Origin of the sequence: Janthinobacterium agaricidamnosum (genome assembly GCF_003667705.1) — a bacterium.
Lineage (GTDB): Bacteria > Pseudomonadota > Gammaproteobacteria > Burkholderiales > Burkholderiaceae_D > Janthinobacterium.
This window is the reverse complement of record NZ_CP033019.1, coordinates 303,494-322,790: the sequence shown is the minus strand read 5'-3', so window position 1 is coordinate 322,790 and position 19,297 is coordinate 303,494. Positions and strand designations below refer to the sequence as shown.

Below are 19,297 nucleotides of genomic sequence, written 5' to 3'. Positions count from 1 at the left end.
AAATAATCCACCTTGGCGAAACCGCCCAGCGCGCGCAGAATCCACGCAATTCACTGTGGAACAGAAAAAATGGAGACGTCATTTCTGCTGGCCGTCGGCGCCAGCTTCCTCGTCGCTGGTTTCGTCAAAGGCGTAGTCGGATTGGGCTTGCCGACGGTGGCCATGGGCACGCTCAGCCTCGTCATGCCGCCCGTGCAGGCGGCAGCCCTCCTGATCGTGCCGTCGATGGTGACGAATGTGTGGCAACTGGCGGCCGGCCCCGGCCTGCGCGCCCTGCTGGGGCGCCTGTGGCCCATGCTGGCCGCCGTCATGGCCGCTACCGTGGCGGGCGGCGCCCTGCTGCCGGCCGACAGCGGTGCCTGGGCCGTCGTCGCGCTGGGCGTGGCGCTGATGCTGTATGCGCTGGCGGGCCTGTTCTCGCTGCAGCTGCGCGTGCCGGCGCGGCACGAAGCGTGGCTGGGGCCATTGGCCGGCGCGGCGACGGGACTGGTGACGGCCGCCACGGGCGTATTCGTGATCCCCGCCGTGCCATATCTGCAGGGACTGGGCCTGGCGCGCGACGCGCTGGTGCAGGCGCTGGGCCTGGCGTTTACGGCTTCGACCGTGGCGCTGGCGGCCAGCCTGGCCCTGCACGGCGACTTCAGCCTCGGCGCGGCCGGCGCATCCGCGTATGCGCTGCTGCCGGCGCTGGCCGGCATGCTGGCCGGTCAATGGCTGCGCGGGCGAATCGCGCAGCAGGTATTCAAGCGCTGCTTTTTTATCGGCCTGTTCGCCCTGGGCCTGCATGCGGCGGTCAAACCATGGCTGGCGTGATGCGGATAGACTGGCAAGGGGACAGCGCGCTGTGCGCGTGGATCGACGGCCAGCAGGTGGCCATGCTCGATATCAGCAGAGACGCCGATGAAGTGACGGTGAACATGCTGTTCGTGAAACCGCCGTTCCGCCGGCGCGGCATCGGCGGCGCGCTGCTGCAGCGGCTGCTGCAATGCCATCCGCAAGCTGGCGCCGCCTGCAGCGACCCGCGGCTGCGGGCGCTGCTGGAAAAGACGACTTAAATACCGTAGCGCGTGCGGTACGCGGAAACGGCATCCTTGTATTGGAGCAGTTCCGGATCGGCGCCCGCGCCGTTCAGGTAGCCGAACAAGTCGTCCAGGTTGCCGATCGAGATGACGGGAATGCCGTACTGTTTCGACACTTCCTGCACCGCCGAACTTGGCGACAGCTGGCCGTCCGGGCCCGAACGCTCCATGCGGTCCAGGGCGATCAGCACGGCGCATGGTTCGGCACCGGCGGCGCGGATCATGTCCACCGATTCGCGCACCGAAGTGCCGGCCGAGATCACATCGTCAATGATGACGACTTTACCATGCAGCTTGGCGCCGACGATGGTGCCGCCTTCGCCATGGTCCTTGGCTTCCTTGCGGTTGAAGGCGAACGAGGTGTTGCGGCCCTTGCCGGCCAGCGCCACGGCGGTGGCCGACGCCAGGGTGATGCCCTTGTAGGCGGGGCCGAACAGCATGTCGAATTCCACGCCCGAGTCGAGCAGGGTCTGCGCGTAGAACTGCGCCAGTTCGGCCAGGGTGGCGCCGTCATGGAACAGGCCCGCATTGAAGAAGTACGGCGATGATCGCCCGGCCTTGGTGGTGAACTCGCCAAACCGCAAGACTCCCTTGGATACTGAAAACGCGATAAACTGCTGGCGTAAATTATTCACATTAGCCTCATTTTTTAAAAGTGCCTGTATTTTAATCCGCGCGCAGCGGCGAGACAATCGCCATGCCGCGCCCGCCGGCCCCGTCCAGCGCCCTTTTCATTCTCACTCTATGCCAAAAATTATCTCCGCCAACCTGAACGGCATCCGTTCCGCCGCCAAAAAAGGCTTTTTCAACTGGATGGGCACGCAGACGGCCGATTTCATCTGCGTGCAGGAATTGAAGGCGCAGCTGCCCGACATGACGCCGGAATTCCTCAACCCGCACGGCTACCATGGCCATTTCCACTATGCCGAGAAAAAGGGCTACTCCGGCACGGGCGTATACAGCAAGGTGGAACCGGACGCCGTGCATATCGGTTTCGGCAGCCCTGAATTCGATGCCGAAGGCCGCTACGTGCGCTGCGATTTTGGCAACCTGTCCGTCATTTCCGTGTACTGCCCGTCCGGCTCGTCCGGGCCGGAACGCCAGGAAGCCAAGTTTCGCTTCATGGAACTGTTCCTGCCGCACCTGCTGGAATTGAAGGCGCTGGGCCGCGAAGTGGTCATCTGCGGCGACTGGAACATCGCCCACCATGAAATCGACCTGAAGAACTGGAAGGGCAACAAAAAGAATTCCGGCTTCCTGCCGGAAGAGCGTGCGTGGCTGACGCGCGTCTTCGACGAAGTGGGCTTTGTCGACGTGCACCGCGGCCTGGACAAGCGCGAAGACCAGTACACGTGGTGGAGCAACCGCGGACAAGCCTACGCGAAGAACGTGGGCTGGCGCATCGATTACCACGTCGCCACGCCCGGCATCGCAGCCCAGGCGCATACGGTCAGCGTCTACAAGGACGAGCGGTTTTCCGATCACGCACCGTTGATCATCGATTACACGGTCAAGGGCTGATCTGATACGTCCGTGGTGGTGTCGGCTTACGCGCTGCGCGCTAACCCGACCTACGCTGAATCTGCCGTAGGTCGGATTAGGTCCGCAGGACCGTAATCCGACAGCATTGTTGGCACGTCAGTGATGGTGGCGGATTAAGCATGCCACGCCAGCACGCGCCGGCTTTCGAAATGGCGCGGCTCGCCGCTCAAAGGGTCCGTGAAATCGATGGCCCGCGCCAGCAGCTGCAAGGGCTGCGACATGTCGTCTTCCTTGCACGGCAGGGCCACCGGGTAAAACGCATCGTTGACGATGGGGATGCCCAGCGAGGCCAGGTGCACGCGCAGCTGGTGCTTGCGCCCCGTATGCGGCTGCAGCCGGTACAGATTCACGCCGCCGCGCTCTTCGATCACGTCGATGACGGTTTCCGAGTTCGGCTCGCCCGCTTCCTCGCGCATGAGGAAAAACTGCGCGCCCTCGACCATGCGGCTGTGGTAGGTAAATGGAAAATCGCGTCCCGCCAGCACGGGCGCCAGCGCCTCGTACGTCTTGCGCACCTCGCGGCGCTGGAACAGCGACTGATAGGCGCCACGGCTGGCGATCTGGCGCGAAAAAATCACCACGCCGGCCGTCTCGCGGTCGAGGCGGTGGATCGGCGTGAGGTCGGCGCTATCGAGCCGTTTCTTCAGGCGCGTCAGCAAGGTCTCCTGCACGAAGCGCCCGCCCGGCGTCATGGGCAGGAAATGCGGCTTGTCGACCACGATCAGATGCTCGTCCTGAAACAGGATATCTTCCTGGAAGGGAATCGGCGTTTCCCGCTCCAGCTCGCGGTAGTAAAAAATGCGCATGCCGCGCTTGTATCCGCTGCCGGGCGCCAGCACGGCGCCGTCGCCATCGACCACTTCACCGCGCGCCATGCGGTCCCTCCATTGCGCGGCGCTGATCTGCGGATAGCGCTCGACCAGAAAGGACAGCATGTCCGGCCACTGCCCTTCCGGCAGCCACAGGTAGCTGGCCGCCACGCCGTCGCGCATGGGCAAAGGTGCGGCGGCGTGACGCTTGGTCATCCTAGCGCTGCGCGATGGCGTTGCTGCGGTATGGCGGCAAGGCGTCCACGCTGACGCCCTTGCTGCGCGCGTACAGGGGCAGCACTTGCGCCATGTGGCTGTTCATCTGCGAGATACGGTCCTTGCCCGACGGGTGCGTCGAGAGGAATTCCGGCGGCGCGCCCTTGCTCACGGCCGCCATTTTCTGCCACAGGATGACACCGGCGCGCGGGTCGAAACCGGCGCGCGCGGCCAGGTCCATGCCGATCAAGTCCGCTTCGCGTTCATCGTCGCGCGAAAACTTCAGCATCACGCCCTGCGCCGCCATATTCGTGGCGGTACTGGTGATGCTCGGATCGACACCGAGCCAGGCCGACAGTCCGGCGCCGGCCAGCTTGGCGCCGACGGCGGCCAGGTTGCCCTTGCCCGCCTGCGCCTGCGAGTGTTCGCGCAGCGCATGCGAGATTTCATGCCCCATGACGATGGCTACTTCGTCGTCGGTCAGATTGAGCTTGGTGATGATGCCGCTGTAAAAAGCGATCTGCCCGCCCGGCATGCAGAATGCATTGACCTGGTCGGAATTGAGCAGGTTGACCTGCCAGTTCCAGTCGGCCGCCGCCTCGTTCCAGCGCGTGGCAAACGGGATGATGCGCTGGGCGATGGCGCGCAGGCGTTTCACTTGCGGATCGCTGTCGGGCACCAGCGCATTTTTTTCCTTCGCCTCGTTGACCAGCTGCGCATATTGCTGCTTCGATTGTGCATTGAAATCGGCGCCGCCGGCAAAGATGCGCGACGTCGACAGGGGACGCACCTTGATGCCGTCCTGGACCGTCGCCTGCTGGGCATGGGCGGACAGGGGCGCCAGCGCGGTGGCCGCGCACAGGCTGGCCAGGATGGCGTAACGTTTAAGGGATATTGGTGCCATTGGCAGACCTCCATGGAGCAATTTTAGGCAGCATCATCATGGCCGGAAAGGCCAGGAAGAAGCACACGATGAAAAACGAGAACCAGCCCAATTCCGCGACCAGAAAGCCCACCGAGGCATTGATCAGGGTGCGCGGCACGGCGCTCAGGCTGGAAAACAAGGCATATTGCGTGGCCGTATAGCGCGGGTCCGTGGTGCGCGACAGGAACGCGACAAAGGCGGCCGCGCCCAGGCCCAGGCTGGCGAAGGCTTCAAAACCGATCACGGCGCTGAGCAGCATGGTATTCGGCCCCACCTGCGCCAGCCAGGCGAAACCCAGAATCGCGATCGCCTGCAGCGCGCCAAACACCCACAGGCCCCGGTTGATGCCCAGCTTGAGCATCCACACGCCACCGACCACGCCACCGGCCAGGCTGGCCCAGAAACCCGTGGTGTTGGCGGCCAGGCCGATCTGCGTCATGGAAAAACCCAGGTCCAGATAGAACTTCGTCGCCAGCGCCGTGGCCATGCTGTCGCCGATTTTGTAGAGTAATACGAAGGCAAGTATCCACATTGCGCTACGCCAACCATCGCGTGCGATGAATTCCTGGAACGGCAGGATGATCGCTTCGCGCATGGTCTTTGGCGGCGAGCCGTACACGGTGGGTTCCCTGATCAGCAAGGTGCACATGAGGCCCGGCAGCATGAAGGCGGCCGTGATCCAGAACACGGGCTGCCATGGCATGCGGTCGGCCAGGATCAGCGACAGCGCGCCCGGCACCATGCCCGCCACTTTATACGCGTTGACGATGACGGCCGCGCCCAGGCCCTGCTCGTTGTCGGCAAGGATTTCACGCCGGTAGGCGTCGATGACGATGTCCTGGCTGGCCGACAGAAAGGCCACGCCGCCGGCGGCGGCCGCGATCAGGCCGATCTGCGTGAGCGGATCGAGCATGCCCATGGCGCCGATGGAAAAGAACAGCGCCACTTGCGTGAGCGCCATCCAGCCGCGCCGGCGTCCCAGTCCCAGGATGCGGTAGCGGTCCATCAGGGGCGCCCACAGGAATTTCCAGATGTACGGGAACTGCACCAGGGCGAACAGCCCCAGCGCCTTGACGTTCAAGCCCGACTTGGCCAGCCATGCCTGCAGCAGGTACAGCAGGATGAACAGGGGCAGGCCGGAACTGAAGCCCAGCACCAGCACGGCCAGCATGCGGCCATTGGCATAGGAACGCCAGCCGGGCGCCGGGCTTGTGCTCATCAATGCACCGCTTTTTTACGCAGGCGGAAGACGGCCAGGTCGCCGCGCAGGTTCGGCAGCACGGAAACCATCTTGCCTTCGGCCAGGGCCACGCATTCGATCACTTCCAGGCCGCATTCCTCGGCCAGCTCGCGGAAGTCGTTGATGGTGGCGCAGCGCACGTTGGGCGTGTCGTACCACTGGTAGGGCAGCGACTTCGACACGGGCATGCGGCCTTTCAGCAAGGCCACGCGGTGCGGCCAGTAGGCAAAGTTGGGGAACGAGACGATAGCCTCGGCGCCCACGCGCACGATGTCGCGCAGCAGCGGCTCGACCTGCTTCATCATCTGCAGCGACGACAGGCACAACACCGTATCGAAACTGTTGTCGCCAAAGATGGCCAGGCCCTTTTCCATGTCCTGCTGAATCACGTTCACGCCGCGCAGGGTGCTGGCCAGCACCTTGTCGTCGGCGATCTCGATGCCATAGCCGCTGCACTCCTTGTCGCTTTGCAGATACTGCAGCATCACGCCTTCGCCGCAGCCCACGTCCAGCACATGCGCGTTGTTCGGCACCCAATGGGCGATGAAGGCCAGGTCGGGGCGCAGCGCGCTCAATTCGTCAAAAGTCATGCGGTCTCCTTGGCGCCCTGGCGGACGGCGGTGTGCGGTGCAGGAGCGGGCAAGCCCGCCCCGATGTCGTTCCAAACCTGGCCATAATAGGCGCGCACCATGTTCATGTAGCGCGCATCTTCCAGCAGGAAGGCGTCGTGGCCGTGCGGCGCGTCGATTTCGGCATACGTGACCTGGCGGCGGTTGCACACCAGCGCTTCGACGATTTCGCGGCTGCGCTCGGGCGAAAAACGCCAGTCGGTGGAAAACGAGGCGAGGAAGAACCTGGCCTTGGTACCCGACAGGGCTTTGGCCAGGTCGCCGCCATGCGCGCGCGCCGGATCGAAATAGTCGAGCGCCTTGGTGATCAATAAATACGTGTTCGCGTCGAAGTACTCGGAGAACTTGTCTCCCTGGTAGCGCAGATACGATTCGATCTCGAAGTCGATGCCGAAGCCGAATTTGTAGTCGCCCGTCTGCGCCGCGTCGCGCAGCTTGCGGCCGAATTTCTCGGCCATGTCGTCATTCGACAGATACGTGATGTGGCCCACCATGCGCGCCACGCGCAAGCCGTTCTTCGGCACCACGCCGTGCGCATAGAAGTCGCCGCCATGGTAATCGGGGTCGGACAGGATGGCCTGGCGCGCCACGTCATTGAAGGCGATGTTTTGCGCCGACAGCTTGGCCGTCGAGGCGATCACCACGCAGTGGCGCAGCCGCTCGGGGAACATGATGCTCCACGCCAGCGCCTGCATGCCGCCCAGCGATCCGCCCATCACGGCGGCGAACTGGGTGATGCCCAGTTCATCGGCCAGGCGCGCCTGCGCGCTGACCCAGTCTTCCACCGTCACGACGGGGAAGGAAGCGCCATATGGCTTGCCGGTGGCGGGATTGGTGTGCATGGGGCCCGTCGAGCCGAAGCAGGAGCCGAGGTTGTTGACGCCGATGACGAAGAATTTGTCCGTGTCGAGCGGCTTGCCGGGGCCGACCATATTGTCCCACCAGCCCGTGCTTTTCGGCTCGTCCGCATAGACGCCGGCCACGTGGTGCGAGGCGTTCAGGGCGTGGCAGACCAGCACCGCGTTCGATTTGTCGGCGTTCAGGGTGCCGTAGGTTTCATACATCAACATATAGTCCCGCAGCGATGCGCCGCTTTGCAGCTGCAGGGGTTGCGCAAAATACATAGTTTGCGGCGAAACGATTCCAATGGATGACATGTGTGTCGGTTTATAAAAGGGGGGCGGCCCCACGGGCCATGGTCGATGCAGCACCGCGATGATAGGTACTGCAACTTTAACATCAGGACACCTCTTGCCGCGCGCGATGTGTCCTGATGCTTAAGGTGACAGTTTACATGAGCTGCAGTTGCTGGACGGCTTCCGCGATCACATTTGGTTCCATCGAACGCATAATTTTGCGCATTTGTGGCGCAATCAGACCCAGGTCGCTGTTGAGGATCTCTTGCTTGACCGCCAACAGCTGCGCCGGATGCATGGAAAACTCGCGCAGCCCCATGCCCAGCAGCAAGCGCGTGAGCTTCACGTCGCCCGCCATCTCGCCGCACACGGCCACGTCGATGCCCGCCTTGTGGCCGGCCGCGATCGTCATGGAGATCAGCTGCAGCACGGCCGGATGCAGCGGATTGTACAAATGCGCCACTTCGTAGTCGACCCGGTCGATGGCCAGGGTGTACTGGATCAGATCGTTCGTGCCGATCGACAGGAAATCCATGCGCTTGACGAACATGGGCAGGGCCAGCGCGGCGGCCGGAATCTCGATCATGGCGCCCACTTCGACCTCGTCGTCGAACTTGACGCCCTCCTCGCGCAGGCTGGCCTTTGCTTGCGCGATCATGGACAGCGACTGGTCGATCTCGAACGCATGCGCGAGCATCGGGATCAGGATGCGCACCTTGCCGAAGGCCGAGGCGCGCAAAATCGCCCGCAGCTGCGTCAGGAACAGCTGCGGCTCGGCCAGGCAGTAACGGATGGCGCGCAGGCCCAGGGCGGGATTCAATGCCGTATGGTCGGACTGGTCGAGCGGCTTGTCGGCGCCGATGTCGAGCGTGCGGATGGTGACGACTTTTCCCTTCATCGACTGCACCGTGTTGCGGTAAGCCTCGAACTGCTCGTCCTCGGTGGGAATCTTGTGGGCGCGGCCCATGAACAGGAATTCGGAGCGGAACAGGCCCACGCCGCTGGCGCCCGACTCCAGCGCAAACGCGCAATCCTCGGGCAACTCGATATTCGCCAGCAGGGTGACGGGCGTGCCGCATTTGGTCACGGCCGGCGTCTTTTTCAGCTTGCCCAGCTTCTTGCGCGCGCGCTGCATGGCCACCTGGCGCTCGCGGTACTGTTCCAGCACCAGCGCGCTGGGGTTGGCGATGACGACGCCGGCGTCGCCGTCGATGATCAGCCAGTCATCCTGGTCGATCAGCATCGACGCCTGCGACATCCCGACGGCGGCCGGGATATCGAGGCTGCGTGCGACGATGGCCGTGTGCGAGTTCTGCCCGCCCACGTCGGTGATGAAACCGATGAAGGAGCGGTCGCGGAACTGCAGCATGTCGGCCGGAGAAATGTCGTGCGCGACGACGATCATCTGCGCCATCAATTCGTCTTCGGCCGCGGCCTTGGGCAGCAGCTGCTCCGTGCCCAGCAAGACTTTCAATACGCGCTCGGCCACCTGCTGGATGTCGGCCTTGCGTTCGCGCAGGTACGGGTCTTCGATTTCATCGAACTGCGCCGACAACTCATCGATCTGCGTCAACAGCGCCCATTCGGCGTTGTAATGGCGCTTGCGGATGATGTCGAGCGGAGCTTCGGAAATCATCGGGTCGGAGAGGATCAGCGCATGCACGTCGATGAACGCGCCCAGCTCCGTGGGCGCATCCTTGGGCAGCTCGTTCCACAGGGTCTGCAGTTCCTTGTGGACGGTGGCGATGGCGCTTTGCAGGCGCTGGACTTCGGCTTCGATCTGTTCCTGGGCGACCAGGTAATGTTTGACGTCAAGGGCGGCCGGCGCCAGCAGATGTGCGCGGCCGATGGCGATGCCGCGGGAAACCGGGATGCCGTGGAGCGTGAAAGATGCCATGGGTTGACCTGTCGGAATGCGGCTGCGGCTGCGTTCGGCGGGCATTACTCGCCTTCGCCAAACCTGTCATTAATCAGGGCGGTGAGCGCATCGACACATGCCTGCTCATCATCGCCCTCGGCTTCCAGGGTCACTTTCGCGCCCTTGCCGGCGGCCAGCATCATCACGCCCATGATGGACTTGGCGTTGATGCGGCGCGCGTTGCGGGTCAGCCAGACGTCGCTCTTGAACTTGGCGGCGAGCTGGGTAAATTTGGCGGAGGCGCGTGCGTGCAGTCCCAGCTTGTTGATGATTTCGAGTTCTTTTTGAATCATTTTTGTATGGTCTCTATCCCTGAATGCACTACGCTGATGACAATCTTGGCCTATAAAACCCGCCGCCTTCAGGGCGGCGGCCATGTACTTCCTTACTCGCCCACGCGAATGCGGTTATCGACGCGCACGGCGCCGCTTTGCGCGCCGGCCAGCGCCATCTCCACCACCACGTCGAGCGTGTCGCGGCGATACGTGATGGCGCGCAGCAGCATCGGCAGGCTGATGCCGGCGATGACTTCCACCCGGCCCGCATCGGCCAGCTTGTTGCAGCAGTTCGACGGCGTGCCGCCCTTCACGTCGGTGATCACCAGCACGCCGGAGCCGTCGTCAAGGCGGCAGATGGCGTCCGACGCCAGCTTCTGCACTTCCGCCAGGTCCTGGTCGGCGACGACGTCGATGGCTTCAAACCGTTCCGTTGGCCCGCGAAACACATGCGCGCAGGCGGCGATGAAAGCCTGTCCCAGCGGTGCATGTGTCATGAGCAAAATCCCTACCATAGTCAATACCCTCTAGCGCTGCTGCGCTTGCGCAACGCCATGCTCGACGGCGTCGACAAACATGGCAGCCACGTCAAAACCCGTTTGCTGCATGATTTCCTGGAAGCAGGTCGGGCTGGTGACATTGACTTCCGTCAGATAGTCGCCGATCACGTCCAATCCTACCAGCATCAGGCCACGCGCGGCCAGGATCGGGCCCAGCTTTTCTGCGATTTCCAGGTCGCGCGCCGTCAATGGCTGCGCCACGCCCGTGCCGCCGGCCGCCAGGTTGCCCCGCACTTCGCCCGCCTGCGGGATGCGCGCCAGCGAAAACGGCACCGGCTTGCCGCCGATGACGAGGATGCGCTTGTCGCCCTTGACAATGTCGGCGATGAAACGCTGCGCCATGATGGTCTGCGCGCCGTTCTCGCTCAAGGTCTCGATGATGGCGCCCAGGTTCAGGCCATCGGCCTTGACGCGGAAGATGCCCGTGCCGCCCATGCCGTCGAGCGGCTTGAAGATGACGTCCTGGTGTTTGGCGTGGAAGGCGCGCAGGCGCGCTTCATCCGACGTCACCAGGGTCGGCGACGTGAATTCGGAAAACTGGGCAATCGCCAGCTTTTCATTGTTGTCGCGGATGGCGGACGGCTTGTTGAAGACGTGCGCGCCCTGCTTTTCCGCCAGTTCCAGCAAATACGTGCCGTACACGTATTCCATGTCGAACGGCGGGTCCTTGCGCTCGATGATGGCGTCCAGGGCCGACAGGCGCACTTCCTCGGTCGAGACGACCTTGTACCAATCGTGTTCGTCGCCCGTCAGCGCGATGTGGTTTACCCGTGCCGTGACGATGCCCTCTTCCAGCGCCATGTCCTTCTGTTCGAACGCGTACACGGCATGACCGCGTTTGGCCGCCTCGCGCATCATGGCGAAGGTGGAATCTTTGTAAGTCTTGAAGCCTGCCAGCGGGTCGGCAAGGAATGCAATTTTCATGGTGCGTCCAATCGGGGAGCCTGATAAGGAATGCTTGATTCTAGCCGAGATCGCCAGGTGCGGTAGTCACCGCGCCCGGCAAGCTGCGGGGAGCGATCAATACACCTCGGGATTCGGGTCCGTGCGCTCCATTTCCAGCGACGCGGCCAGCAAGGCCAGGCGCGCCACCACGCCATACACATAGAAGCGGTTCGGCGCGGCCGTGCCCGGCTTGGCCTTCAAGTCCGGCACGGCATGCTGCTGGGCAAACGCCAGCGGCACGTACTGCGAGCCTGGGGCGTTCAGGTTCTGGTCGACACCCTTTTCCGCGTGCACGCGGTAGAAGCCGCCCACCACATAGCGGTCGATCATGTAGACGACGGGTTCGGCCACGGCATCCTTGATGCTTTCAAACGTGGGCACGCCTTCCTGGATGATGACGTCGGTGACGACCTTGCCATCCTTGACGATGGACATCTTGTCGCGCTGCTTGCGCGACAGGTCGCGCACTTCGCTGGCGTCGCGCACCGTCATGATGCCCGTGCCATACGTGCCCGCATCGGGCTTGACGATGACGAAGGGCTTTTCCTTGATGCCGTATTCCTTGTATTTCTTGCGGATCTTGGCCAGCAGCACGTCGACGCTGGCGGCCAGCGCATCTTCGCCCTCGCCTTCCTGGAAATTGACGTCGCTGCACTTGGCGTGGAAGGGATTGAGCATCCACGGGTCGACATCGATCATCTTGCCGAATTTTTTCACCACTTCATCGTAGGCCGTGTAGTGGTTGCTCTTGCGGCGCAAAGCCCAGCCCGCGTGCAAGGGCGGCAGCAAGCTTTGTTCATGAATATTTTGCAAGATATCGGGGATGCCGTCCGACAAGTCGTTATTCAGCAGAATCGTGCACGGGTCGAAATCCTTCAAGCCCAGGCGGCGACCGTTGTTCAGGCGCACGAGGGGCTCGATGACGAGCATGTTGCCGTCCGGCAGGGCCAGCGGTGTCGGCTGGGTGATCTCGGGCGACCACGAACCGAAGCGCACGTGCAGTCCCGTCTGGCGGAAGATTTGCATCAGGCGCGCCACGTTCTGCAGGTATTGCGGCGTGGTGTTGTGCAATTCCGGCACGATCAGCAGGTTGCGGGCGTCCGGGCAATACTTGTCGATGGCAGCCATGGCCGCCTGCACGGACAGGGGCAGCATTTCCGTGGCCAGGTTATGGAAACCGCCAGGGAACAGATTGGTATCGACGGGCGCCAGTTTGTAGCCGGCGTTACGCAAGTCTACCGAGCAATAGAAGGGCGGCGTGTGTTCTTGCCACTCCATGCGAAACCAGCGCTCAATGGCCGGCGTCGCGGCCAGAATCTTTTTTTCGAGGTCGAGCAGCGGTCCGGTCAGGGCCGTGACGAGATGGGGAACCATAGTTACATCCTTAAATTATGTGCAGTATTCAAAAAAGCACACAGAACTGCCGACTATATTACCGTGTAAGTACCCCAAATCGGGGCAAAACCCTTGTTTTAAAGACCTTTTCCATTCCCACAACGAAAAAAAGGCACCTCAATGAGGCGCCTTTCTGGCCGGACATGCCGCGCCGGGGCGCTGGCATGCCATATCCTTGTTATTTAACCATGATACGCTTGCTCGCCATGGCTGGTGATGTCGAGGCCTTCGCGCTCTTCTTCTTCCGGTACGCGCAAGCCGATGACGATGTCGACCAGTTTATAGGCGACGACGGAGACGACGGCCGACCACAGGATGGTGGTGCCGACCGCTTGCGCCTGCACCCACACCTGATGACCGATCGAATACGGATCGGCCGACATCTTGTTGGTGACATAGTCGAAGATGCCCTGGCCGCCCAATTGTGGTGCAGCAAACACGCCCGTCAGCAAGGCACCGAGGATACCGCCCACGCCATGCACGCCGAACACGTCGAGCGAATCGTCGGCGCCGATCAGGCGTTTCAGGCCATTCACGCCCCACAGGCAGACGATACCGGCCAGCAGGCCGATGACCAGGCCGCCCATCGGGCCGACAAAGCCGGCCGCCGGGGTGATCGCCACCAGGCCGGCCACGGCGCCGGACGCGCCACCGAGCATGGATGGCTTGCCTTTGCTGATCCACTCGCCAAATACCCACGACAGGGTGGCGGCGGCAGTGGCCAGCAAGGTGTTGACGAAGGCCAGGGCCGCCACGTCGCCCGCTTCCAGCGAGGAACCGGCATTGAAACCGAACCAGCCCACCCACAGCAGCGAGGCGCCGATCATGGTCATCGTCAGCGAGTGCGGCGCCATCGATTCGCGGCCGTAGCCGACGCGCTTGCCGATCATGATCGCGCCCACCAGGCCGGCGACGGCGGCATTGATGTGCACCACGGTGCCGCCGGCGAAGTCCAGCGCGCCTTTTTGCCAGATCCAGCCCGCTTTCAGGGCTTCGCTGGCCGAGGTGGCGGCATTGGTGATCAGGTCAGGACCGGTCCAGAACCACACCATGTGGGCCGCTGGCAGGTAGGCGAACGTGAACCACAGCACGACGAAGGCCAGCACGGCGGCAAACTTGGCGCGCTCGGCGAAAGCGCCGACGATCAGTGCGCAGGTGATGGCGGCAAACGTGCCCTGGAAGGCGACGAAGACGAACTCGGGAATGACGACACCCTTGCTGAAGGTGGCGGCGGCGGCAAACGTGCCCTTGGCCGGATCCCAGATACCGTTCAGGAACAGGCGGTCGAAGCCACCGAAGAAGGCGGTTTTTTCCGTGAAGGCGACCGAGTAACCGTAGATACACCACAGCACGATGACCAGCGCGAACACCATGAACACTTGCATCAGCACCGACAGCATGTTCTTCGAGCGCACCAGGCCGCCGTAGAACAGGGCCAGGCCGGGGATGGTCATCAAAATCACCAGCAAGGTGGAAATCATCATGAAACTGGTATCGCCCTTGTTGGCGACAGGGGCGGCAGCCGGTGCGGCAGCGGCCGGGGCCGGAGCCGGAGCGGCGGCAGCGGGCGCGGCGTCAGGCACGGGCGTGACGGCGGGAGCGGCGACGGCCGTGGTCGTGGCCGCCTCCGTCTTGGCGGGGGCATCGGCAAAGCTTGGCGCGGCGACGCCAAACGCACACAGACAGGCTATCCCAGCGAGCAATTTTGTTATATTTTTACGCATCAATATTCCCCTTAGAGCGCTTCGTTGCCGGTTTCACCGGTACGGATGCGGATGACTTGTTCCAGGTTGTAGACGAAAATCTTGCCGTCGCCGATTTTACCGGTACGCGCGGCGCCTTCGATCGCTTCGATGGCCTGGTCGACAATGGCGTCATCGACGGCTGCTTCAATCTTGGTTTTTGGCAAAAAATCAACGACATACTCGGCGCCACGGTAGAGTTCCGTATGGCCTTTCTGGCGGCCGAAACCTTTGACTTCGGTGACGGTAATGCCTTGCACATTGATAGCCGACAAGGCTTCGCGTACTTCGTCCAGTTTGAACGGTTTAATGATTGCAGTAATCATTTTCATGGCAGTCTCGCTTAAAAGGTTTTGGATACGGTCAGCACGAGACCGGATTTCGCCAGATTCTTGCCATTCGGTGCCAGCGACGTGATGTTGGCCTTGACGGCGGCCAGAGCCACGGTCACCACGCCGAAATCCTTGGTCACGCCGATCTTGTAATCGTTATAGCTGAGGGAATCGTTGTGCGCGACCTTCTGGCGTCCGGCATGCAGGTTCAGCATGTAGCCATCGTGCACATCGACGTTGGCACCCACATCGAGGTAGCCGCTGTTCTTGCTGTCAGGCACGCCGAACAGATTACTGGTCGAATGCGAGTACTTGATGTAGGCCGGGCCATAGCCGAGCTGGCCGTACAGTTCGAAGGTGTTCGCGTTCGTGCTCAGCCCATTCGAGGGATAGAAGTAGTACAGGCCGCCCACATCGTAGGTGAAATCCTTGCTGATCTCGCCACGTTTGCCGCCGTAGATATCCCATTCCAGGTTGGTATCGCCGCCGCCGTCTTTGATCCATTTGATGCTCGACAGCCAGGTCCCCACGTACAAACCCGTCGGATTGTGGGTATAGTCGGCGCCGCCGCTGATGGCAGGGTCGAGACGGCTTTGCGACACGCCACGGTAGCGGTAGTCGCTGGTCAGCGCCACGTTGTAGCTCACCACGTTATCAGGTACGGCTTCGGCCGCAGCAGGCGCCGCCACTGCATCCTGGGCCATGGCGCTGCCGCACAAGGCGGTCATGGCCAGCGTCAACGCTGCAGCTAAAGTCATGTTCTTGGACAGATTCTTCATGGCGATTCCCTTTTATTGAACTTTTAAAGCGGTTGAGGTTTAAAATCTTGGCTGGAGATCACAAAGCGTTCATACCTTCTTTAGCAGAATACGTGCCAGCTCTCTTGCCACCTTGACAGGTGCCTTTCCGGCCATACATACCGTGCAAGCCGCTGGGCATGCGGAAATACGTTGCTGAAGCGTTGTGGATTTGCCTATTTTCGCACCAGATTAACACCGCTGTGCACCGCAATGGTGCGATGCACATGCCGCACCATAAAAGGACTGAACATGGACATGAATACCTTCTTTAACGACTTGCAAGGCAAGATCCACCAGGCCATCGAGAACTCGCCGGCCAAGGATATCGAGAAAAACGTGAAATCGATGATGACCCAAGGCTTCGCCCGCCTCGATCTCGTCACGCGCGAGGAATTCGATATCCAGGCGCAAGTGCTGGCCAAGACCCGCGCCAAGCTCGACGCACTGGAATTGCGCCTGATCGAACTGGAAACCCGTCTGAACGAACCCAAGGCCAAGGTGTAAGGTTGTAAGCTGACGCCAGCCAGACCACGTTATTGACGGCCTTGCTGGCATAGCTCAAGCCTGACGGCGTTTCACGCGCTAGACTGAGACTGCCCGCGCCCGCGCCACAGGGGAGTTTGATGAGTCTGGCCGTCCTGAAAAGCCGCGCCCTGGCCGGCATGGAAGCGCCCGAGGTAAGTGTCGAAGTCCACCTTGCCAACGGTTTGCCTTCATTTACGATAGTCGGCCTGCCGGATACGGAAGTGAAGGAATCGCGCGACCGCGTCCGTGCCGCGCTGCAAAACTGCGGCTTTGAGATGCCGGCGCGGCGCATCACGGCCAACCTGGCGCCGGCGGACTTGCCCAAGGAATCGGGGCGCTTCGACCTGCCTATTGCCTTGGGTATCCTGGCCGCCTCGGGCCAGTTGCCGGGCGACCAATTACATCACTACGAATTCGCGGGCGAACTGTCGCTCTCTGGCCAGTTGCGTCCCATTCGCGGCGCCCTGGCCATGACCTTTGCCATGCAGCGCTGCCCGGCGGGCGCGCCACGCGCCTTCATCCTGCCGCAGGCGAATGCGGACGAGGCGGCGCTGGTCCGCGATGCCTGCATCTATCCCGCCCACAGCCTGCTCGAAGTCTGCGCGCATTTTGCCGCGCACGGCAGCCAGACCGCCCTGCAACGCCATCAGCCCATGCTGGCAGCGCACGTCTTTCCGTATCCTGACTTTGCCGACGTGCAAGGGCAACAGCAGGCGCGGCGGGCGCTGGAAGTGGCGGCCGCGGGCGGCCATAACGTCCTGATGGTCGGGCCGCCGGGCGCGGGCAAGACCATGCTGGCCAGCCGTTTTCCCGGCGTGCTGCCGCCCATGAGCGACGAAGAGGCGCTGGAATCGGCCGCCGTGCATTCGCTGGGCGGCCACTTCAAGGTGGAACACTGGAAACGCCGCCCCTATCGTGCCCCGCACCAGACGGCGTCCGGCGTGGCCCTGGTGGGCGGCGGCAACGTGCCGCGCCCCGGAGAAATCTCGCTCGCGCACTGCGGCGTGCTGTTTCTCGATGAAATCGCCGAATTCCAGCGCCGGGTGCTCGATGTGCTGCGCCAGCCCATGGAATCGGGCGTGATCAACATTTCACGCGCGGCCCGCCAGGCCGAGTTTCCTGCCCGCTTCCAGCTGATCGCCGCCATGAATCCCTGCCCGTGCGGCTATCTGGGCCACGCTTCGGGACGTTGCCGCTGCACGCCGGACGCCGTGCTCCGTTATCACAGCCGCCTGTCCGGTCCGCTACTCGACCGTATCGACCTGCAGATTGAAGTGGCCGCCATGCCGCCGGCGGCGCTGGGCCGGCACGCCGGCGCCGGAGAAAGCACGCGAGCCATCGCCACGCGGGTAGCGGCAGCCTTTGCCCTGCAGCTGGCACGCCAGGGAAAGGCGAATCAGCGCCTGAGCAGCACCGAAATCGAACAGCATTGTCGCCTGGAAACGCATGGCGAACAGCTGCTGCACGGCGCCATGGCGCGATTGCACTGGTCGGCGCGTACCTATCACCGCGTACTGCGCGTGGCGCGCAGCATCGCGGACCTGGAGGCTAGCCCCGGCATCACGCAGCCGCACGTCGCCGAAGCGATCCAGTACCGGCGCGTGCTGCGTGAAATATAAGGCGGCCCGTAAGTGCCGCACGTGCACGATTGCGCACGACTGGCGGCGCTGCTACCATCTGCTGATGAAAAAACCATCACTTGCCCTCTTTCTGGCTACGCTCGCGGCCGCCGGCATCTTGTCGGCCTGCAGTCCGAAGTTCGACTGGCGCGACTACCGCAGCCCCGACGCCCAGTTCACGGCCTTGTTTCCAGGCAAACCGGCCGTGCTGACGCGCGAGATCGATCTCGATGGCAAGAAAATCAGCCTGACCATGACGGCCAGCGAGGTCGATGGCAATACCTTCGCCATCGGCAGCGCCGTGCTCGACAGCGCAGAACAGGCGCAAGCGGCCCTGCCCGCCATGCAGACTGCCCTGTTAAAAAATATCAACGGCACCGTGCGCAGCGAAAAATCGGCATCGACGGCCAGCAGCACGGCGGCCGGAACACACCAGCGCAGTTCGCTCAGCATCGAGGCCAAAGGCACGCAGCAAGGCAAGCCGGTCTTGCTGGTCGGCCGTTTTGTGGCGCAGGATAAACGGATTTTCCAGATCATCATCCTCGGTGAAGAAAGCAAGCTGTCGCGTGACACCATCGACACTTTCATGGACTCGGTGAAACTGGATTGAGACTTAACGATCGCTTAAACGGGTGTTTTCACCGCAAGCAAGCTCTTGTAAATGCGTGCGTTGTCCAACAGATGGCCCTATCCGGCTTGCAAATGTGCAATCCGGGCAATCGGACGGCCTGTGCGACATTTCAAGTCGTGATATTGTTTCGACACTAACAACAAGTTTCAGAAAGCGCTTATGTTGATCTCATTCAAATCCAAATCCTCCCCTGAAGTGCTGATGTACCAGGAACATGCCCAGCGCATCCTCGACATCCTGCACAAGAACCCCACACGCGGCGTCATCACGCCAGCCGAAGCGGGCGATGCCCTGGCCCTGCTGGAAAAAGAAGTCGCGGAAAGCAAACTACATCCGGAAAATGACGTCGAACACGATGCGCATACGCCGGAAACGCTGGAAGATGGCGAAACGGGCGCCCATGCGCGCGCGCAAAAAGTGCATTTCTCGCAGCGCGCCTATCCCTTGATGGAGATGCTGCGCTCGGCCAAGGCGGAAAATGAAAGCATCACCTGGGGCATCTAGTCCGATGAATGCTGCAGACGAAAAAAAACCCCGCTGATGCGGGGTTTTTTTATATAACAAGCCTGACGATAACCTACTTTCACACTGGTTGCAGCACTATCATCGGCGCAAAGTTGTTTCACGGTCCTGTTCGGGATGGGAAGGGGTGGGACCAACTTGCTATGGTCATCAGGCATAACTTTTTCAACAGCCTGCTCCCAACGGGGCAGCAAACCATCTGATCTGAGGAGGCGAATTATACCGTAGGTCAGCTTGGCGCGCAAGCGCATAAGTCTCCCCTCGGACGCCAACAGTGTTGTCGGATTACGCGCTGCGCGCTAATCCGACCTACCTGGTTTGGTCGATGTCGGCCGATGTCCGTCGGCGCAGGTCGGCGTAGGTCGGCTTAGCGCAGCGTAAGCCGACAACCACCCGCGGCGCCCCGCAAAACCGTCAGACGAAAAAAAACCCCACCGGAATCCGGTGGGGTTTTTCT

At 62.2% G+C, this 19,297-nt stretch carries 21 protein-coding genes and 1 rRNA gene; 7 read left to right on the top strand and 15 right to left on the bottom strand.

Features of this window, described 5'->3' with window-relative positions; translation table 11 throughout:
• Window positions 1-69: 69 nt before the first annotated feature.
• Both D9M09_RS01520 and D9M09_RS01515 read left to right on the top strand, forming a co-directional pair.
• Window positions 70-813, top strand: coding sequence for a sulfite exporter TauE/SafE family protein (locus D9M09_RS01520; protein ID WP_121668421.1), 744 nt, complete (start codon window positions 70-72; stop codon window positions 811-813).
• Complete coding sequence (locus D9M09_RS01515) at window positions 801-1,055, top strand: GNAT family N-acetyltransferase (RefSeq protein WP_070222810.1); 255 nt, start codon at window positions 801-803, stop codon at window positions 1,053-1,055. The genes D9M09_RS01520 and D9M09_RS01515 overlap by 13 nt, the downstream gene beginning before the upstream one ends.
• On the opposite strand, the gene pyrE is transcribed toward D9M09_RS01515, so the two are convergent.
• Window positions 1,052-1,714 carry an orotate phosphoribosyltransferase gene (gene pyrE / locus D9M09_RS01510; RefSeq protein WP_070222812.1) on the bottom strand — a complete coding sequence of 221 codons (663 nt, stop codon included), beginning with the start codon at window positions 1,712-1,714 and terminating at the stop codon, window positions 1,052-1,054. The two genes, D9M09_RS01515 and pyrE, sit on opposite strands and share 4 nt — an antisense overlap.
• 109 nt (window positions 1,715-1,823) lie before the next feature.
• On the opposite strand from pyrE, the gene D9M09_RS01505 reads away from it, so the two are divergent.
• Window positions 1,824-2,600 (top strand): exodeoxyribonuclease III, encoded by a 777-nt coding sequence (locus tag D9M09_RS01505; protein WP_070222814.1) that lies wholly within the window; start codon window positions 1,824-1,826, stop codon window positions 2,598-2,600.
• Window positions 2,601-2,734: 134 nt separating this feature from the next.
• On the opposite strand, the gene D9M09_RS01500 is transcribed toward D9M09_RS01505, so the two are convergent.
• The 13 genes from D9M09_RS01500 to D9M09_RS01440 all read right to left on the bottom strand — a co-directional run bounded on the left by D9M09_RS01500 (window position 2,735) and on the right by D9M09_RS01440 (window position 15,522).
• A complete protein-coding gene (locus D9M09_RS01500) occupies window positions 2,735-3,646 on the bottom strand; it encodes a pseudouridine synthase (protein WP_070289938.1) in 912 nt (303 codons plus the stop codon).
• A gap of 1 nt (window position 3,647) precedes the next feature.
• Window positions 3,648-4,550 (bottom strand): M48 family metallopeptidase, encoded by a 903-nt coding sequence (locus D9M09_RS01495; RefSeq protein ID WP_070289936.1) that lies wholly within the window; start codon window positions 4,548-4,550, stop codon window positions 3,648-3,650.
• Window positions 4,531-5,790 carry an AmpG family muropeptide MFS transporter gene (locus D9M09_RS01490; RefSeq protein ID WP_121668419.1) on the bottom strand — a complete coding sequence of 420 codons (1,260 nt, stop codon included), beginning with the start codon at window positions 5,788-5,790 and terminating at the stop codon, window positions 4,531-4,533. The genes D9M09_RS01495 and D9M09_RS01490 overlap by 20 nt, the downstream gene beginning before the upstream one ends.
• Window positions 5,790-6,401, bottom strand: a complete 612-nt coding sequence (gene metW, locus D9M09_RS01485) for a methionine biosynthesis protein MetW (RefSeq protein WP_070222822.1) — start codon at window positions 6,399-6,401, stop codon at window positions 5,790-5,792. Before metW ends, D9M09_RS01490 begins: the two co-directional genes overlap by 1 nt.
• Window positions 6,398-7,597, bottom strand: coding sequence for a homoserine O-succinyltransferase MetX (metX, locus tag D9M09_RS01480; protein WP_071650235.1), 1,200 nt, complete (start codon window positions 7,595-7,597; stop codon window positions 6,398-6,400). The genes metW and metX overlap by 4 nt, the downstream gene beginning before the upstream one ends.
• Before the next feature lie 133 nt (window positions 7,598-7,730).
• On the bottom strand, window positions 7,731-9,473 hold the full coding sequence (gene ptsP, locus D9M09_RS01475) for a phosphoenolpyruvate--protein phosphotransferase (RefSeq protein ID WP_121670926.1): 1,743 nt from the start codon (window positions 9,471-9,473) through the stop codon (window positions 7,731-7,733).
• A 44-nt stretch (window positions 9,474-9,517) separates the two neighbouring features.
• Window positions 9,518-9,787 (bottom strand): HPr family phosphocarrier protein, encoded by a 270-nt coding sequence (locus D9M09_RS01470; protein WP_010393142.1) that lies wholly within the window; start codon window positions 9,785-9,787, stop codon window positions 9,518-9,520.
• A 92-nt stretch (window positions 9,788-9,879) separates the two neighbouring features.
• Window positions 9,880-10,284, bottom strand: a complete 405-nt coding sequence (locus D9M09_RS01465; protein WP_035824452.1) for a PTS sugar transporter subunit IIA — start codon at window positions 10,282-10,284, stop codon at window positions 9,880-9,882.
• Window positions 10,285-10,296: 12 nt separating this feature from the next.
• Entirely contained in the window at window positions 10,297-11,253 is a 957-nt protein-coding gene (gene gshB, locus D9M09_RS01460) for a glutathione synthase (protein WP_070222826.1), read from the bottom strand.
• 96 nt (window positions 11,254-11,349) lie between these two features.
• Window positions 11,350-12,648 (bottom strand): glutamate--cysteine ligase, encoded by a 1,299-nt coding sequence (gene gshA, locus D9M09_RS01455; protein ID WP_070222828.1) that lies wholly within the window; start codon window positions 12,646-12,648, stop codon window positions 11,350-11,352.
• Window positions 12,649-12,851: 203 nt separating this feature from the next.
• Complete coding sequence (locus D9M09_RS01450) at window positions 12,852-14,393, bottom strand: ammonium transporter (protein ID WP_121668418.1); 1,542 nt, start codon at window positions 14,391-14,393, stop codon at window positions 12,852-12,854.
• Window positions 14,394-14,404: 11 nt separating this feature from the next.
• A complete protein-coding gene (locus tag D9M09_RS01445) occupies window positions 14,405-14,743 on the bottom strand; it encodes a P-II family nitrogen regulator (protein ID WP_010393464.1) in 339 nt (112 codons plus the stop codon).
• Window positions 14,744-14,754: 11 nt separating this feature from the next.
• Window positions 14,755-15,522, bottom strand: a complete 768-nt coding sequence (locus tag D9M09_RS01440) for a TorF family putative porin (RefSeq protein WP_070311087.1) — start codon at window positions 15,520-15,522, stop codon at window positions 14,755-14,757.
• Window positions 15,523-15,792: 270 nt separating this feature from the next.
• On the opposite strand from D9M09_RS01440, the gene D9M09_RS01435 reads away from it, so the two are divergent.
• The 4 genes from D9M09_RS01435 (at window position 15,793) to D9M09_RS01420 (ending at window position 18,822) form a co-directional block, all read left to right on the top strand.
• Window positions 15,793-16,047, top strand: a complete 255-nt coding sequence (locus tag D9M09_RS01435; RefSeq protein WP_070289926.1) for an accessory factor UbiK family protein — start codon at window positions 15,793-15,795, stop codon at window positions 16,045-16,047.
• A 119-nt stretch (window positions 16,048-16,166) separates the two neighbouring features.
• On the top strand, window positions 16,167-17,687 hold the full coding sequence (locus D9M09_RS01430; RefSeq protein WP_121668417.1) for a YifB family Mg chelatase-like AAA ATPase: 1,521 nt from the start codon (window positions 16,167-16,169) through the stop codon (window positions 17,685-17,687).
• A 64-nt stretch (window positions 17,688-17,751) separates the two neighbouring features.
• Entirely contained in the window at window positions 17,752-18,297 is a 546-nt protein-coding gene (locus D9M09_RS01425) for a hypothetical protein (RefSeq protein WP_121668416.1), read from the top strand.
• Window positions 18,298-18,477: 180 nt separating this feature from the next.
• Entirely contained in the window at window positions 18,478-18,822 is a 345-nt protein-coding gene (locus D9M09_RS01420; RefSeq protein ID WP_070224486.1) for a DUF1840 domain-containing protein, read from the top strand.
• Window positions 18,823-18,882: 60 nt separating this feature from the next.
• Here the strand turns inward: D9M09_RS01420 and rrf are convergent.
• A 5S ribosomal RNA gene (gene rrf / locus D9M09_RS01415) occupies window positions 18,883-18,995 on the bottom strand.
• Window positions 18,996-19,297: the final 302 nt, after the last annotated feature.

Bases quoted from the DNA above. Each gene is read 5' to 3' on its own strand.
- metW (WP_070222822.1), bottom strand. From the start codon at position 6,401: ATGACTTTTGACGAATTGAGCGCGCTGCGCCCCGACCTGGCCTTCATC.
- D9M09_RS01430 (WP_121668417.1), top strand. From the start codon at position 16,167: ATGAGTCTGGCCGTCCTGAAAAGCCGCGCCCTGGCCGGCATGGAAGCG.
- D9M09_RS01505 (WP_070222814.1), top strand. From the start codon at position 1,824: ATGCCAAAAATTATCTCCGCCAACCTGAACGGCATCCGTTCCGCCGCC.
- D9M09_RS01490 (WP_121668419.1), bottom strand. From the start codon at position 5,790: ATGAGCACAAGCCCGGCGCCCGGCTGGCGTTCCTATGCCAATGGCCGC.
- ptsP (WP_121670926.1), bottom strand. From the start codon at position 9,473: ATGGCATCTTTCACGCTCCACGGCATCCCGGTTTCCCGCGGCATCGCC.
- D9M09_RS01495 (WP_070289936.1), bottom strand. From the start codon at position 4,550: ATGGCACCAATATCCCTTAAACGTTACGCCATCCTGGCCAGCCTGTGC.
- D9M09_RS01520 (WP_121668421.1), top strand. From the start codon at position 70: ATGGAGACGTCATTTCTGCTGGCCGTCGGCGCCAGCTTCCTCGTCGCT.
- D9M09_RS01500 (WP_070289938.1), bottom strand. From the start codon at position 3,646: ATGACCAAGCGTCACGCCGCCGCACCTTTGCCCATGCGCGACGGCGTG.
- gshA (WP_070222828.1), bottom strand. From the start codon at position 12,648: ATGGTTCCCCATCTCGTCACGGCCCTGACCGGACCGCTGCTCGACCTC.
- D9M09_RS01420 (WP_070224486.1), top strand. From the start codon at position 18,478: ATGTTGATCTCATTCAAATCCAAATCCTCCCCTGAAGTGCTGATGTAC.
- gshB (WP_070222826.1), bottom strand. From the start codon at position 11,253: ATGAAAATTGCATTCCTTGCCGACCCGCTGGCAGGCTTCAAGACTTAC.
- D9M09_RS01470 (WP_010393142.1), bottom strand. From the start codon at position 9,787: ATGATTCAAAAAGAACTCGAAATCATCAACAAGCTGGGACTGCACGCA.
- metX (WP_071650235.1), bottom strand. From the start codon at position 7,597: ATGTCATCCATTGGAATCGTTTCGCCGCAAACTATGTATTTTGCGCAA.
- D9M09_RS01515 (WP_070222810.1), top strand. From the start codon at position 801: ATGGCTGGCGTGATGCGGATAGACTGGCAAGGGGACAGCGCGCTGTGC.
- D9M09_RS01435 (WP_070289926.1), top strand. From the start codon at position 15,793: ATGGACATGAATACCTTCTTTAACGACTTGCAAGGCAAGATCCACCAG.
- D9M09_RS01445 (WP_010393464.1), bottom strand. From the start codon at position 14,743: ATGAAAATGATTACTGCAATCATTAAACCGTTCAAACTGGACGAAGTA.
- D9M09_RS01465 (WP_035824452.1), bottom strand. From the start codon at position 10,284: ATGGTAGGGATTTTGCTCATGACACATGCACCGCTGGGACAGGCTTTC.
- D9M09_RS01440 (WP_070311087.1), bottom strand. From the start codon at position 15,522: ATGAAGAATCTGTCCAAGAACATGACTTTAGCTGCAGCGTTGACGCTG.
- D9M09_RS01450 (WP_121668418.1), bottom strand. From the start codon at position 14,393: ATGCGTAAAAATATAACAAAATTGCTCGCTGGGATAGCCTGTCTGTGT.
- D9M09_RS01425 (WP_121668416.1), top strand. From the start codon at position 17,752: ATGAAAAAACCATCACTTGCCCTCTTTCTGGCTACGCTCGCGGCCGCC.